At 58.6% G+C, this 14,498-nt stretch carries 10 protein-coding genes; 5 read left to right on the forward strand and 5 right to left on the reverse strand.

From position 1 onward, the window contains the following. Window positions 1-8: 8 nt before the first annotated feature. The 4 genes from AR456_RS02130 to speB form a co-directional block, all read right to left on the reverse strand. Window positions 9-1,334, reverse strand: a complete 1,326-nt coding sequence (locus AR456_RS02130; protein ID WP_021819689.1) for a purine-cytosine permease family protein — start codon at window positions 1,332-1,334, stop codon at window positions 9-11. Window positions 1,335-1,473: 139 nt separating this feature from the next. Continuing rightward, on the reverse strand, window positions 1,474-3,084 hold the full coding sequence (locus tag AR456_RS02135; RefSeq protein WP_021819690.1) for a 5-guanidino-2-oxopentanoate decarboxylase: 1,611 nt from the start codon (window positions 3,082-3,084) through the stop codon (window positions 1,474-1,476). A 52-nt stretch (window positions 3,085-3,136) separates the two neighbouring features. Then, a complete protein-coding gene (locus tag AR456_RS02140) occupies window positions 3,137-4,522 on the reverse strand; it encodes a YjiH family protein (protein ID WP_021819691.1) in 1,386 nt (461 codons plus the stop codon). Between the two features lie 73 nt (window positions 4,523-4,595). Then, window positions 4,596-5,546, reverse strand: a complete 951-nt coding sequence (gene speB / locus AR456_RS02145) for an agmatinase (protein ID WP_021819692.1) — start codon at window positions 5,544-5,546, stop codon at window positions 4,596-4,598. 311 nt (window positions 5,547-5,857) lie between these two features. Here speB and AR456_RS02150 point away from each other — a divergent pair, with 311 nt between their 5' ends. The 4 genes from AR456_RS02150 (at window position 5,858) to AR456_RS02165 (ending at window position 11,065) form a co-directional block, all read left to right on the forward strand. Then, a complete protein-coding gene (locus tag AR456_RS02150; RefSeq protein WP_021819693.1) occupies window positions 5,858-7,285 on the forward strand; it encodes a sigma-54 interaction domain-containing protein in 1,428 nt (475 codons plus the stop codon). A gap of 379 nt (window positions 7,286-7,664) precedes the next feature. After that, window positions 7,665-9,053: a YfcC family protein gene (locus AR456_RS02155; RefSeq protein ID WP_021819694.1), complete on the forward strand. Its 1,389-nt coding sequence runs from the start codon at window positions 7,665-7,667 to the stop codon at window positions 9,051-9,053. Between the two features lie 4 nt (window positions 9,054-9,057). Beyond that, window positions 9,058-9,762, forward strand: a complete 705-nt coding sequence (locus tag AR456_RS02160) for a DUF1028 domain-containing protein (RefSeq protein WP_031208254.1) — start codon at window positions 9,058-9,060, stop codon at window positions 9,760-9,762. A 67-nt stretch (window positions 9,763-9,829) separates the two neighbouring features. After that, window positions 9,830-11,065, forward strand: coding sequence for an allantoate amidohydrolase (locus tag AR456_RS02165; protein ID WP_021819696.1), 1,236 nt, complete (start codon window positions 9,830-9,832; stop codon window positions 11,063-11,065). 26 nt (window positions 11,066-11,091) lie between these two features. On the opposite strand, the gene AR456_RS02170 is transcribed toward AR456_RS02165, so the two are convergent. Then, window positions 11,092-11,850: a FadR/GntR family transcriptional regulator gene (locus AR456_RS02170; RefSeq protein WP_021819697.1), complete on the reverse strand. Its 759-nt coding sequence runs from the start codon at window positions 11,848-11,850 to the stop codon at window positions 11,092-11,094. Window positions 11,851-12,189: 339 nt separating this feature from the next. Here AR456_RS02170 and AR456_RS02175 point away from each other — a divergent pair, with 339 nt between their 5' ends. Next, window positions 12,190-14,460 carry a putative bifunctional diguanylate cyclase/phosphodiesterase gene (locus AR456_RS02175; RefSeq protein WP_021819698.1) on the forward strand — a complete coding sequence of 757 codons (2,271 nt, stop codon included), beginning with the start codon at window positions 12,190-12,192 and terminating at the stop codon, window positions 14,458-14,460. The last annotated feature ends 38 nt before the right edge of the window (window positions 14,461-14,498 follow it).

Genomic DNA, 14,498 nt, shown 5'->3' on the forward strand with positions numbered 1-14,498 from the left:
TGGACTCCTCAGGTCTGAGAAACAGGGGTGCGAGCTTGCGGCACAAGACGGGTGCCCAGCCAATAGATGCCACCTGTGACCACGAATACCGGCAGTGAAGCACCGAAGGATAGTGGTGCCACCAGCGTCCAGTAGGCGGCCAGGCCGGCACCCAGCACATAAGCTGTGAGTGCGATGCTGGCCGTAGGACGACCCAACTGGTGGCGGGCATTCAGCAACTGAGCACTGTAACCCTCACGGCCCACCAGGTAATAGTCGACAATCATCACTGAGAACGCCGGGATGAACAGCGCGCCGATCAGCAGCAGGAAATTCTGGAACTGGTCGAGGATTCCCGGAATCAAGGCACCGAATACCGTAACCACACCAATCACCAGGGCTGGCTTCCAGAAGGCCATGCCCGGCGATACGTTCATGCATGACAGCGTGGCACTGTAGACCGCCATGACATTGGTCGTCATCACCGAGAAGAAGATCACCAGAGCTGCAGGCAGACCGAAGCCAAACCCGGACAGCAGTCGTGTTGGGTCATAGGTCTGTTGCATGCCGTTGAGCACGGATATCCCGGATACGGCAGCACCCAGACCCATGGCGATCATGGCCGCCAGCACATAGCCGCTGTAGGTGCCCCAGATGGCAATGGCGCCACTGCGACAGTTGCGGTTGTAGTCGGCAGAGGAGGAAATCCACGAGAAGGCGGTGGCGATGACGATATCAAAGGCGATGCCGAGGGTAATGCCATTGTGCGACTCCACCGGCATCTCCAGCAGTGCCGATACATCGTAGTGTTTGTTGAGTTGGTACAGCACCAGCGCGGCGAGTCCCACCATGGCAAGTGCTGCCCAGCGTTCGACTCGCTCGATGCCGAGGTGACCACGCAGCACGATCAGCACCACTACGGTTTCGCAGAGAATGGTCATCAGTGGAAGGTTGGAATACCCGGTCGTCGCCTCGATGGCATAGTTGAGGCTCATGCCTGCCAACAGGGCTTGAATCCAACTCCAGGCAATCAGTACCGCCATGTTGACCAGCGAGATCAACTTGCTGCCGAGAGGACCATAGGCGCGACGAGTCAGTGCCATGGATGGCAGCCCGGTACGTTGCCCCATCAAGCCGACCAGCAACAGCGGAATGGCACCGATCAATGAGCCGATCAACACCGCGGACATGGCAGTGGTAAAGGCCAGGTCCGGTACCAGTAGCATGCCGGTGAGAATAGTGGTGACGACCACATTGGCACCGAGCCATAGCGTGACAGTACCGAAAGCCCCGAGGCTGCGGTGCTGGTGTTCGTCGAGTGTGTCCTGTCCGAGTAGTCGCTTGAATGCGCTCATCGAGAGTGTCCGTCTATTTGTTATTGGAAGTTGAGGGTTGAAGAAACCTGAGACCGCCGATGTTGAAAGTGGGTCGTTATGTGCGTCAGGCAAGCAGAGGCAAGACTCCGGCACCCGACAGGTGCCGGAGTGGATGAGATCAGGCTACGGCCGCCTGCCAGGCGGCGGCGTCGACCTCAATCAGCATCGGGCCGTCGCTGGGACGATTATCCAGCGCACGCTGGAGCCCAGCGGGGTCGCCGACTCGGGTTGCTGCACACCCGAAACCCGCGGCCAGCATCTGGAAGTCGGGTGGCTGGATATCGACGCCGAGGCGAGTGACGCCAGCGTTGTCCATGAAGCGGCGAATTTCCTCGTAGCCTTGGTTGTGCCACAGCAGAATCACCAGCGGCAGACGTTCTTCCACCGCACAGGCCAGCTCGGTGAGGGTGAACATCACGCCACCATCACCGACCAGTGCGACCACTGGTAGGTCAGGGCGGCCAAGACAGGCGCCCATGGCGGCGGGCAGGCCGTAGCCGAGGGTGCCGTAGCCCGATGCTGAGTTGAAGTAACGGCGTGGCTCAGGGCGAGTCACCAGGTGATTACCGGCATAGACGGTGGCGCAGGAATCGCCGACCAGAACTGCGTCGGGAAGTGCCTTGTTCAGCGTTGCAAACAACGGCACGTAAGTGGCGAAGGCAGGGTCATTGGCCAGGTTCAGTGCGTCCAGAGCCGCGCGGGTACGCTCGGCACCCTGGCGTGCATGGCGCTGCTTGCCCAGACGTTCGGCCAGAGCCAACAGCGCCAATCCTGCATCGGCGACCATCGCCAGGTCGGCGCAATGGTTGCGAACCAGCTGTTCGGCATCAAGGTCGACACGAATCAGACGACCGCCAATCTCGAAACCATCATCGAATACCACGTCATAATCGGTTTCGCCGATCTCGGTACCGATCGCCAATACCACATCGGCGTCGCGTGCCATGTCGCGTACCGGCGGGAAGGAGGCGTTGGGGCCAAGGTCGAGCGGGTGCTCACTTCCCAACACCCCTTTGGCGTTAACCGTGACGACGGTCGGCGCATCCAGGGCCTCGACCAACTGGCGTGCCGCTTCGGGGGCCGCAGCACAACCACCGCCCAGCAATACCAGCGGACGCTCGGCTCCATTCAGCCACTGACAGGCCTGGTTCAGGCTGGCGCTGTCCGGGGCCGGTCGCGCCAGTTGCGGACGCTGCCAGCTACGCGGTGCCTTGACCGGCGCATTGAACAGGTCGATGGGGATTTCGATATGCACCGGACCCGGGCGCGCACCATCGAAGATGGCGAAGGCGCGAGCCATTACTTCGGGCAGGCGGTCGGCATCCAGCAGCGTATGACTGAAACGGCTGACGCCGGCCATCATCTGCTGCTGGCTGGGAAGCTCGTGTAGACGGCCCTGGCCAAGTCCAAGGGTATCCCGGCGATTGACGCTGGAGATCACCAGCATCGGTATGGAGTCAGCCAGTGCCTGGCCCATGGCGGTAGCGATATTGGTCATGCCGGGGCCGGTGATGATGAAGCACACACCGGGCTTGCCTGTGGTACGTGCATAACCATCGGCCATGAAGCCGGCACCCTGTTCGTGGCGCGGGGTGACATGGCGCATGTTGGCTTCGCCACCTTCGAGCACACGATACAGTTCGACGGTGTGAACACCGGGAATTCCGAACACGGTATCCACTCCATAGGTGTCGCGAAGCAGACGAATAAGCAGTTCAGCACAGGTCATGAGTGGTTTCCTTGGTATTCGGAGGGGCTGGTGTGTTACGAAGGCGCGGCCTTCAGCCCACCAGCCAGTGAGCCATGACAACAATGATTGGCAACGTGATGGCGGTGCGTAGAATGAAAATGACCACCAACTCCCAGAACTTGAGTGGGATTTTTGATTTGAGCAGCAGTGCGCCGATTTCCGACATGTAGATCAGTTGTGTCAGCGACAGGCAGGAAATCACGAAGCGAGTCAGCTCACTGTCGATGTCCTTGGCCAGTACCGCTGGCAGGAACATATCGGCGAAACCTACAAGAGTGGCAGGCGCAGCCTTGGCGGCTTCCGGAATGCCCATCCATTCCAGTACCGGCACCATCGGCATCGACAGCCAATCGAAGACCGGAGTGTACTCGACCAGCATCAGCGCCACGGTGCCAATCGCAATCACGATCGGCAGCAGGCCGAAGAAGATGTCGGCGACGTTGAACAGTGCGCTGCGAATCAGCCTGGCCGGTCCCGGAGCCGTCTGAGCACGTGCCACGGCCATGCCAAGGCTGTAACGCAGGAGGTTCTGCTGACTGGTGTTTTCCTCTCGAATCTGGCAACCCACCGGTTCGTAGTAAGTATTGGACTTGCGTGACAACGGCGGTATGCGTGGCACGATAACGGCAGCGACCAGGCCCGCCACAACTACGGTCAGATAGAAAGGCACAAACAGGTGGTTGATCTGGGTGAAGCTGGTCACCAGCAACGCGAAGGCAATCGATACGATGGAGAAGTTGGTAGCAATGGCTGAGGCTTCACGCTTGTTGTAGAAGCCCTGTTCATATTGCTGGGTGGTGATCAGCACCCCCACGGTACCGGAACCCATCCAGGAGGCAGTGGCGTCGATGGCGCTGCGCCCCGGCAGGCCGAAGATCATGCGGAACGGGGTACGGACCAGGCTGCCGATGAATTCCATGAAGCCGAAGTCGACAAGAAACGGCAGCAGAATGGCGGCAAAGAAGAAGAAGGTCAGCAGCACCGGTGCGAGGTCATTGAGCATGACACCGCCGGTGTAGGCTGAACTGATCATTTCCGGCCCCATCTGGAAGTAGGTCAGAGTGGCGAAGATGGCGCCCAGCACACGAGTCACCAGCCACAGCGGAGAGACCTTGAACAGTTCCTGAACGGCCTTTTGCTGTGCCCAGCCCGGGCTGGTCAGTGATACCAGCAGGCTGATGACGGCGGACAGGCATAGGACGATAACGGCAATCGCCGGAAGGGCAGTGCCAAGGGTAGTCTGGAGCCAGTCAGCGGCCATGCCCATGCCGATATTGACCGACTCACCAGTGGAAAAGGGAACCAGGAACAGCAGGATCCCGATCACGGACGGGACAGCGAACTTGAGTATCCCGGCCAGGCTGATAGGTACTGTGTCACTGGCAAGCGTGTCTGCGGAGTGCAATTGGGAAGACATAAGCATCACTCGTTGGTCTTGTAATGTTGATGCGCCGCACGCGGCGGCGCTCGTCAGTTGCGTTATCGAGCGATCAGCTGCGGCGTTTGACGCCAGGCAGAACACACAGCATTTCGTACAGCAGCGTGGCCCCCATCAGGGCAGTGTTGCCGCTGGGGTCGTAGGGAGGGGCGACTTCGACAAGGTCGCCGCCGACAATGTTCAGTCCCATGGCCCCACGCACGATTTCCAGACCTTGCTGAGCGGTGAGACCGCCCATTTCGACGGTGCCGGTACCCGGCGCTACGGACGGGTCCAAACCGTCGATGTCGAAGGAGATGTACACCGGACCATCGCCCATCTGTTCACGAACCTCGGCCATCAGCGGTTCGAGCGACTTGTACCAGCATTCCTCTGCCTGAACGACACGGAAGCCCTGGTCGCGGCACCAGTCGAAGTCTTCGGCGGCATAGCCGGTGCCTCGCAGTCCGATCTGCACCACACGCTTGCTGTCGAGCAGGCCTTCTTCCTGGGCGCGTCGGAACGGGCAGCCGTGGGCGACTTCCTCGCCGAACATGTGCTCATTGATGTCGGCATGGGCATCGATATGAATCAGCCCGACCGGACCGTGCTTTTTTGCGATGGCACGCAGGATCGGCCAGGTCAGAGTGTGGTCACCACCAAGAGTCAACGGCACGCAGTCATGGGCGAGAACCTCGTCGTAGAAGTTGCTGATGATGTCGAGGTTCTTTGGCAGGTTGAAGGTATTGATTGGCACATCGCCGATATCCGCGACCTGCAGACTGTCAAAAGGAGCGGAGCGTGTGGCCATGTTGTAGGGGCGCAGCATGCGGGACTCATCGCGAATCTGACGCGGGCCAAGGCGAGTGCCGGGACGATTCGAGGTGCCGATATCCATCGGAATGCCGATGAAGGCAGCGTCGAGCCCCTTGGCAGTTTCCTGTGTCGGTAGACGCATCATGGTGGCGGGGCCACCAGAGCGAGGCATGGTGTTCCCGCCGAGAGGCTGATTGAAATCGCTCATGAAGGCTTCCTTGGTTTGATGGCTGTGAGATTCTGTTGTGATCAGTCTCATGAGTTACGCTGGGGCATAACAACTCATGGTCAGAGCGCAGGCTGTGCGCCAGGTGAACAGCTACTAGCACCTGGCGTGCCAATAACTGATATTTTACGACTAAGGTCTATTCTGGAGTGGCGGATACCAGCAGAAACGTCGCTGGTGATGGCTTGGATGCCTCATAAGGCAGTGCTTGACCAGCAGCCGATCCATTTATTGATCACATTGGCGTGACGGGTGATACAATTTCGAATCAGTGATGCAAAAGTGAATCAGCCATGAGCGATTTCGACAGCCAGATCCTGCGTACCATCATCGATACTGCCCGTGATCACTTCTTCATCGTCGAAGCCAATGGCCGCATTCACGATGTCAGCCCCGGTTCGGCGGCGGTGTACGGTGTCTCCTGTGAAGAACTCTGCTCGTCTACGGTGCAGCAGTTGGAAGCATCCGGTGTGTTGCAGCCTTCGGTGAGTCTCGAGGTGATCCGTACCGGACAGCCGGCACAAGTTGAACAGCAGACCAGTACCGGGCGACGTGTGGTCGCTCAAGCCTATCCGGTATTCGATAACGGCAAGCTGTTGGCGGTGGTCAGCCGCTCCATGGATATGACCGATCTGAAAATGCTGCAGCAGGAATATGCATTGCTGCAGCAGCGCTTCAGTGACCATCTCAAGCGTAGCCGTGATCTGGATGATGAGGTCGCTGCGTTGGAGTCCGAGATCGGTAATCTGCAGATCAAGAGCCGAGTCATGCATGAAGTGGCATTGCTGTTGCGTCGCGTCGCGCCAACGGATGCTACGGTGTTGATGCTGGGCGAGTCCGGGGTGGGCAAGACGGCCTTTGCACGACAGCTGCATCGTTGGAGCTCGCGACATAGCGGCCCATTTATCGACGTCAACTGTGCCTCGATTCCCGAGAGCCTGTTTGAATCCGAGATGTTCGGCTATTGCCAGGGAGCCTTTTCCGGTGCCGCGCCGGGAGGACGGATCGGGCTTATCGAACAGGCGGCCGGCGGCACCTTGTTCCTCGATGAAATCGGCGAGCTACCGCTGGCGGTGCAGACCAAACTGCTCAAGGCGATTCAGGATGGCAGTATCACGCGGCTGGGCGATTCTCGCTCGCGACGAGTCGATTTCCGGCTGGTGGTAGCCACCAATCTGGATCTGGCCGAACGGGTCGAGAAAGGACTGTTTCGTCTGGACCTGTATTACCGCCTCAATGTGATTCCTGTCACGCTGCCTCCACTGCGTGAGCGGCGCGAGGATATTCCGGGGTTCGTCGAGTATCAGTTGACGAAACTCAATGAGCGCTACGGACGTGACAAGATTCTGTCCCGTGATGTCTGGCAGGTATTGATGGGCAATGATTGGCCGGGCAATGTTCGCGAGCTGGAAAATGTTCTGGAGCGTGGCTGGTTGGCCAGCAACGATGTTATCCATGCCCGCGCCCTGGACCCCTGCGGCCCTGAAGCACCACGCAGAGAAACCGCGCAGGATGTGACCGAGACAGCGACCGCCAGCTCCGCGAACCTGATGGAAGACGAAGGACTCAAGGCCGTGCTGGCCAGAGTCGAGCGCGATATCCTCGCGGAACTCTGCAGTACATTGCCATCGACCTATGCCATCGCCGAACGGCTGGCGATCAGCCAACCCAGCGTGGTGCGCAAACTCAAGCAGTATGGGTTGAGGGTGGGGGAAGGTTAGAAGTAAGAGGGAAGGGGAAAGAAGGGAGAACTAACCCCCGCATCCCGAATTCTTGTCTGTAAACCAGCGGTAAGCACTGGATGGCTCCTGTCTCGCAGCTCGAGACTCGGCGCTTACCGCTCCTATCTTCCCTCTTCGACCTTCCTTCTTCCCTCTTCCCCCCCCCCCGATACAAACAAATTGCATCTGCCTATCTTGCGCGCTGGCGGGTGGCAGTGATAGCGTTAAAAAACAATTTATCATGATAAATTGTCTGTCATGAATGGCTCGTCAGGACACTTCTGCTGTCCGGGAGACGATCTTGCCCCCGGTGTCCGGTACCGCAGGCCATTGGCTGGACGCGATACGGGACCCTTGCGTTCTCAACAAGGACAACCATATGAATACGCGAGACCAGGCGCTATCACAGCGCAAGAAGTGGTACCGCACAGTGCCTGACCCGATGGTGCTGATCTTTCTGATTCTGTTGGCAACCTATGCGTTGACCTTCCTGATTCCTGCCGGTGAATACGAGCGGGTGATGATGGATGGTCGAACTCGGGTGGTGCCGGATTCCTTTCATTACCTTACCGATGTTGCTGCGCTATCGCCCTTCGATATCTTTGTGGCGATTCCTCGGGGGCTGAATGAGGCCTCTCTGTATCTATTCATCGTGTTCATTGCCGGTGGACTCTTTCACATATTGCAGAAGACAGGTGCGCTGGAGAATGCCATTGGTGTCGCCGTGCATCGGGCCGGAGTCGAGCGCCGCAATGTCATCATCACCGTCGGTACCTTCATCTACGGGTTCTTTGGCGTCGCCGTGGGTTTCGAGAACAACATCGCGCTGGTGCCGATTGCCGTATTGATTGCCAGTGCCGTTGGCTGTTCAAGTCTGGTGGGCACAACCATGGCGGTGGGCGGCATCGGTGTCGGTTTTGCGTTGTCACCGATCAATCCCTATACCGTGGGCGTTGCCCAGGGGATAGCCGAGTTGCCGACCTTTTCGGGAGCCTGGTTGCGGACGCTGTTGGTGTTGGCGTCGCTGGGCCTGTTGTCGTTCTACATCTGCCGCTTCGTAACCCGTATGGATTTCGAAGAGCCGGGTGATGCCAAGGCGATGAGCAAGTCACTGGCGGAATACTCCATGTCGAAACGCGACAAGTGGACGCTGGTGGTATTTGTCGGTGGCCTGGTGGCGATGCTGGTCGGGGTTTTCACCCAAGGGTGGTACATCAATGAAATCGCCGGCATGTTCCTGCTGATCGCGATTGTCATCGGCATCGTCAACGGCTTGTCCGCCAATGAGATCGTCAAGCAGATGATGGAAGGCGCCTCCGGCGTGACTGCCGGGGCGCTGGTGATCGGTCTGGCGGCGTCGATTCAGGTGATTCTCAATGAAGCCCAGATCATCGACACCATCGTCCATGGGCTGAGCAGTTTGATACAGGGTATTCCTGCGTCGCTGTCAGCAATAATGGCCAGCGTGGTACAAGGCATCATCAACCTGTTCGTTCCCTCTGGATCGGGACAGGCGCTGGTCACCATGCCGATTCTGATTCCGGTGGCTGACCTGGTCGGCATGAGCCGTCAGTTGATGATCACTGCCTTCCAGGTCGGTGATGGCCTGACCAATCTGATCGTCCCGACCTCCGGCGGCACTCTGGCGATGCTGGCATTGGGCCGCGTCTCTTACGAAAAATGGCTCAAGGCGATCCTGCCATTCATGGTGCTGGTCTATGTGCTGTGCTGGGTCGGCCTGGTTGTTGGCCACCTGGTAGGGTACTGAGCCAATGACTCTTTCGTTGCTTCACGTTCACCCTCAGACCGGAACAGTGGCCGCATTAACGGCCACTGGTGGGGTGGCGGTGGGTGGCTATGTGCACCATGCATGGCGCGGTGTCGGTGCCTGCGCCACTCAGGGTCTGACGACCAATCCATGGTACCCGCGTGCTCTAAGGCCGCTGCTTGAACAGGGGGCTGAGGCATCTTCTGCGTTGCAGAGGGTGATATCCGCAGACTCCGGCGCCGCACGTCGACAGTGCCTGGTCATGGACGCCAATGGCCGGGCTGCGGTGCACAGTGGTGCGGATAATCTGCCCTGTGTGGCTTCTCGCCTTGCTACCGGTGTCGCTGTGGCCGGCAATATGTTGGCCGGCGACAGGGTTGTCCACGCCTTGTTCGAAAGCTTTCTACGCGCCAACTGCGATAACAGTGAGGCGGTGCTGAACGGCAGAGAGGCTCCGAACTATCGGGACAATTACGAGACCGGATTGCCGGAAAGTCTGGTGACGAGCCTGGCGTCAGCGCTGGACGCCGGCGGCGATGTGCGCGGCGCTCGCTCGGCGGCACTGCGCATCGAGTCCTTCGCCTCTGCGCCGATTGATCTACGCGTGGACTGGTCAGAGGGCGATCTGATCAGCCAATTGCAGGGCCTGGTGCAGCGTGTTCGAGCACCGGAGTTTGCGGAATTTCTTGCCTCCCTGCCAGCGCGCTGAAAGCGCCAGACGGCAGGTAGCGGCTCGGCAGTCATGCTGCTGAGCACATGACTTCTGGAGATATACCATGACATCAACGTCGCTCGACCTGGGGCAGGTGCTGCTGCAGCGCCTTGATGAGGCAGGCCAGTGCTCCGAGCCGGGGCCTGGGGTAACGCGCCTGTTCTGCTCTCCGCAGCACCGTGAGGTGTTGGATATCATTGCTGACTGGATGCGTGCCGCGGGGCTGACGCCGGAGCTGGATGCCGCTGGCAACCTGGTGGGGCGCTGTGCTCGTGCCCTGGCCGGAGAGCCGACACTGATCATGGGCTCCCATCAGGACACCGTGATGGAAGGCGGTAAGTATGACGGCATGCTGGGGGTGGCTCTGCCGATTCTGGCGCTGGAGCAACTACGTCGTGAAGGCTGTGAGCTACCTTATGGCGTGGAAGTGGTGGCCTTCGGCGATGAGGAGGGGACTCGCTTCCAATCGACACTGATCGGCAGTCGCGCACTGGCAGGCAATTTCGAAGCGTCCTGCCTGGATGCCACGGATGCTGAAGGTATTTCGGTTCGGCAGGCGCTTGAGGCGTTCGGTGGTGCTCCGGATGCCATTGCCGAGGTGGCTCGCGATCCCGATCACGTGCTGGGTTATGTCGAGGTGCATATCGAACAGGGCCCTGTGCTTGAACAGCGCGACCATGCAGTGGGCGTAGTGACCGCATTGACGGGCATCGAACGCCACCGTATTCAGGTATCCGGCAAGGCCGGGCATGCCGGGACGACTCCCATGGAAGGGCGTCGGGATGCACTGGTAGGGGCTGCCGAGATGATCCTCGAAGCTAACCGTGTGTTACATGCCAGCGAGGATTTCGTGGGTGTCGTCGGAAAGCTCGAGGTGCGACCCAACGCGGTCAACGTCATTCCCTCGCAGGTGACCTTCACCCTTGAGCTGCGCTCACCGCAGGCGGAAGTTCGAGCACGAGGGCGCAAGCAGATTCTCGATGCCTATACCGCAATTGCCGAGCGCTACCAGCTCGAGTTGAACACTGAGCAGACCTATTCTGCGGAGGCGGTGGACTGCGCCCCTCGCTTGATCAATGCTCTGACACAAGCTTGTGCTGACGGTAATGAATCTGCGGAGTTGCTGTTCAGTGGCGCTGGTCACGATGGTCTGGCGATGTGCGAGTTGACCGATATCGGCATGCTGTTCGTTCGTTGCCGCGATGGTCTCAGCCATCATCCGGATGAATCGATCAGCGCAGCCGATGCTGCCTCAGCCACTCGGGTGTTGATGCAGTTTCTCAGGGCCTTCGAAGCTTGAGGGTGGTTTGAGCGACTTGCCTCGCATCAACGATCGAGGTTCTCGTTCAAGAAGCCTCGTTTCATCTGGGCCTCATTGTCATTCATGATCGCCTGCGCTTCGATCAGGTGCTCCTTCATCAGTTCGCGGGCACGCTCGGCGTCACCATCTTCGATGGCGTCGAGTAGCCAGCCATGGTATTGGCAGCCACAGGGGCCGATGTGGTGGTCGCCAGGTTCGTACAGACGCCGATAGACGGTGAGATCGGATAATACCTGAGCCGTGAAACGAATAATGAATGCCAGCAGGGCGTTTCCGCCGGAGAGTGCCGCTAGCTCTTGATGGAAATTCAGCGAATCGATGTGCTGTTGACGCTCGGCATTGAGGTCCGCTGCCGCTTCGGAATAGCTAGCGAGGCTGGCGCGGAGCCGAGCGATATCCTCAGCGGCGACTTTGCCCGCCAGGGAGGCCACCAGCTCCGGTTCGAGGGCGAGACGAATCTGATAGACATCGCGTATCGATATATCCTTGAAGTACAGGTAGTGACTCAGCAGCGATATTGCTCGTGACTCACTCATCTCCCGCACGAAAACCCCACCTCCCGGACCGGTACGTGTTTCCACCAGTCCCTGGGCCTCCAGCACGCGAGTGCTCTCACGCACGGTGCCCTTGGAGACACCGAGTGTTGCCATCAGCTCTGCTTCACCGGGAAGGCGGTCTCCGGGGGTCAGCTGGCGGTCAACGATCCAGCCCTTGATGACCTCTGCTATCTGATAGGGGCGCCTTCGCGACGATGCTCCTGCCATATCCTGAGTGCTCAATGAAGTTTGGAATACAGGGTACCAGATCGCTGCGGCGCAATTGATGGATGATTGATCGATACAGTGCTGTCTATCTTTGTAATCTAATGTGATATTGTGTAATCAAGATATCGCGACGCATATACAATGCGAATCACAAGGGGTGGAGATAAACAAGAATCCAACTCAAACAAGAAACCCACCCAAACAAGAAGTGGATTCCAACAGGTAGATTGTCCGCCAGGGAAGCTGGTATTGGCTGCCAGCGATGTCTGGCAAGAGGGTGGCGCCTTCGGCGTCAGCAACGGATTGTAGATCTGCTGGCGTATTCTGGAGCGACACTGAATGTCTTTTCGTACCCGTTTATTGCTGGTCATGCTATTGCTCACAGTGAGCGTACAGTTGGCTGTTGCCTGGAGCGTGCTGAGCACACTCAGGAGCAACACGCTGTATGCTGCCGAGCAGGACCTGCATGTTGGCGTAGCGGTGGCCCGGGACCTGCTTGCCAGGCACGCAGAGCGGTTTCAGGAGGGTGTAGAGCGGATTGTCGATACAGAATTCGGCGATCGCCTGACACTGGCGGAAATGGAGCAACAGTGGCATGGACTGCTCGAACGCAGTGAGGCTGACATCGCTGTGTTGCTGGATAGCCAGGGCCAGGTGCTGGCCAGCCGGTATCCTCCTGGTGACTTACGTTATGTCGCTCCAGCCTTCCGGTCCTTGAGTAGTGTGTCGTCGGGCGATATCGAGCTTATTGCCATAAATGACCAATTCTACCAGGTGGTAGCTGTTGAGCTGTCGGGCGAAGAGCCGCCCCATTCCGTGAAACTGGGCTTTGCACTGGACATGGCATTGTTTGATGAGGTTGCCAGGCTCACGCGTACACAAGTAACGGTGCGGCTGTCACAAGGCGTGCCTGGAGAGTTGATCGGTGCGGTCGCAGATAAGCGTTATCTCGAGAGCAGCATCGATTTGGGAGGAGGTCCAGGTGGCACAGTCGAGCTGGTTGCCCGGCAATCCTACGATGAGCTCTTTGCACCATACCGTAAGCTTAGCCGCAACCTGCTGATGACCTTTGTCGTTACCTTCCTGATTACTCTGGTTGTTGCTGCGCTGATTGTACGTAGCGTTAGCCGGCCATTATTGCGGTTGGTGGGGGCGGCGAGGAGTGTCGGTCAAGGGCAGCGTCTGGACCAGATGCGTTTGCCGAAGAGCGGCGAAGCCGGATTGCTGTCGCGTACGTTGATCCAACTACAGGAAGATATCGCGGGACGAGAGGTCGAACTGCATCGCCAGTCGCGTCAGGATCAACTGACGGGGCTGGGTAATCGCACTCAGGCCAACGAGGACATTGAAGCAGCGATTGCCACTGGCACTCCCTTCACTCTGCTGCGGCTGACCGTCAACCACATGCGGCGTATCAACGATACCTTTGGCCATGAGTTGGGCGATCAGGTTCTGCGGACCCTTGCCGAGCGGCTGCAGGAATTACCCCCCGCGAAACATGGCGCCTATCGCCTGAGTGGTGATGAGTTCCTGTTGTTGCTGGATGTCCCACGTATTGTGCCGCTGTGGGTTTCCGACTCCTATCGTCGCTTGACTCGCCCCATTCTGCTGGATGGTTCACTAATGAACATCAACTGTGCACTGGGCGAAGTTCGCTTTCCGGAGCACGGAGATGGAGCCAATCTACTGCTGCGTCGAGCCGAAATAGCACTCGAGCATGCTCGAGCCGGTCGCACCATTCACCGCTGTTACATGGACGGCCAGGATGAAAGCCATTTACGGCGGCTGGCACTGGTGCATGACCTCCAGGAGGCGACTGAGCGTGCCGAACTGCGGCTGTGCTATCAGCCACAAGTGGATGCAATCTCGGGGCGGATAACCGGGGTGGAAGCACTGATGCGTTGGGATCATCCTCTGCTCGGCAGCATCTCTCCGGATGAATTCATCAGCCTGGCGGAGGGGTCGGGCAATGTGCAGCGCCTGACCAGTTGGCTGATCAACAGTGCCTGTCATCAGCTGGCGGAGTGGCTGGCTCAGGGACTGGATCTGCGCATGGGAATCAATGTGTCGGCCATGGATCTCGAGGATCCGGGGTTGGTGGCGCGGACGCGTACCGCAATGGCGCGTTATGGCATCGAAGGCAAGCGGCTGTGTGTCGAGGTCACCGAGAGTGCCATCATGCACTCTCCTGAACGAGCTGCACGCATGCTCAAGGCGTTGCAGTGTATGGGGGTAGAGCTGGCCATCGATGACTTCGGAACCGGCTACTCGTCTCTGGCGCAATTGCAGCGACTGCCTGTTCAGGAACTGAAGATCGACAAGTCCTTCATGTCTGAGCTTACACCGAACTCCGAGGGCGCAGTGATTGTGTCCTCAACCATTGAACTGGCGCGCAGCCTCGAATTAAGGGTTGTCGCGGAAGGTGTCGAAACGACCGAGGTTGCCAGCTTCCTGGCACAATCTGGATGTACCACGCTACAGGGCTATGTCTATAGCAGGCCATTATCTGCCGAGGCCATGACTGTCTGGCTGCATGAACATCTGCAGGTCGAAATTCGCAATGATGATGTTGTCAGCATCCTCAGCACTCGTCCGAGCAACCTCGAATAGACGCCTGATGTTATATCGGCCGTTTACAGCACGGCTAT

The sequence above is a fragment of the Halomonas huangheensis genome, assembly GCF_001431725.1.
GTDB lineage: Bacteria > Pseudomonadota > Gammaproteobacteria > Pseudomonadales > Halomonadaceae > Halomonas > Halomonas huangheensis.

Bases quoted from the DNA above. Each gene is read 5' to 3' on its own strand.
- AR456_RS02130 (WP_021819689.1), bottom strand. From the start codon at position 1,334: ATGAGCGCATTCAAGCGACTACTCGGACAGGACACACTCGACGAACAC.
- AR456_RS02150 (WP_021819693.1), top strand. From the start codon at position 5,858: ATGAGCGATTTCGACAGCCAGATCCTGCGTACCATCATCGATACTGCC.
- AR456_RS02170 (WP_021819697.1), bottom strand. From the start codon at position 11,850: ATGGCAGGAGCATCGTCGCGAAGGCGCCCCTATCAGATAGCAGAGGTC.
- AR456_RS02135 (WP_021819690.1), bottom strand. From the start codon at position 3,084: ATGACCTGTGCTGAACTGCTTATTCGTCTGCTTCGCGACACCTATGGA.
- AR456_RS02160 (WP_031208254.1), top strand. From the start codon at position 9,058: ATGACTCTTTCGTTGCTTCACGTTCACCCTCAGACCGGAACAGTGGCC.
- AR456_RS02175 (WP_021819698.1), top strand. From the start codon at position 12,190: ATGTCTTTTCGTACCCGTTTATTGCTGGTCATGCTATTGCTCACAGTG.
- AR456_RS02140 (WP_021819691.1), bottom strand. From the start codon at position 4,522: ATGTCTTCCCAATTGCACTCCGCAGACACGCTTGCCAGTGACACAGTA.
- AR456_RS02155 (WP_021819694.1), top strand. From the start codon at position 7,665: ATGAATACGCGAGACCAGGCGCTATCACAGCGCAAGAAGTGGTACCGC.
- speB (WP_021819692.1), bottom strand. From the start codon at position 5,546: ATGAGCGATTTCAATCAGCCTCTCGGCGGGAACACCATGCCTCGCTCT.
- AR456_RS02165 (WP_021819696.1), top strand. From the start codon at position 9,830: ATGACATCAACGTCGCTCGACCTGGGGCAGGTGCTGCTGCAGCGCCTT.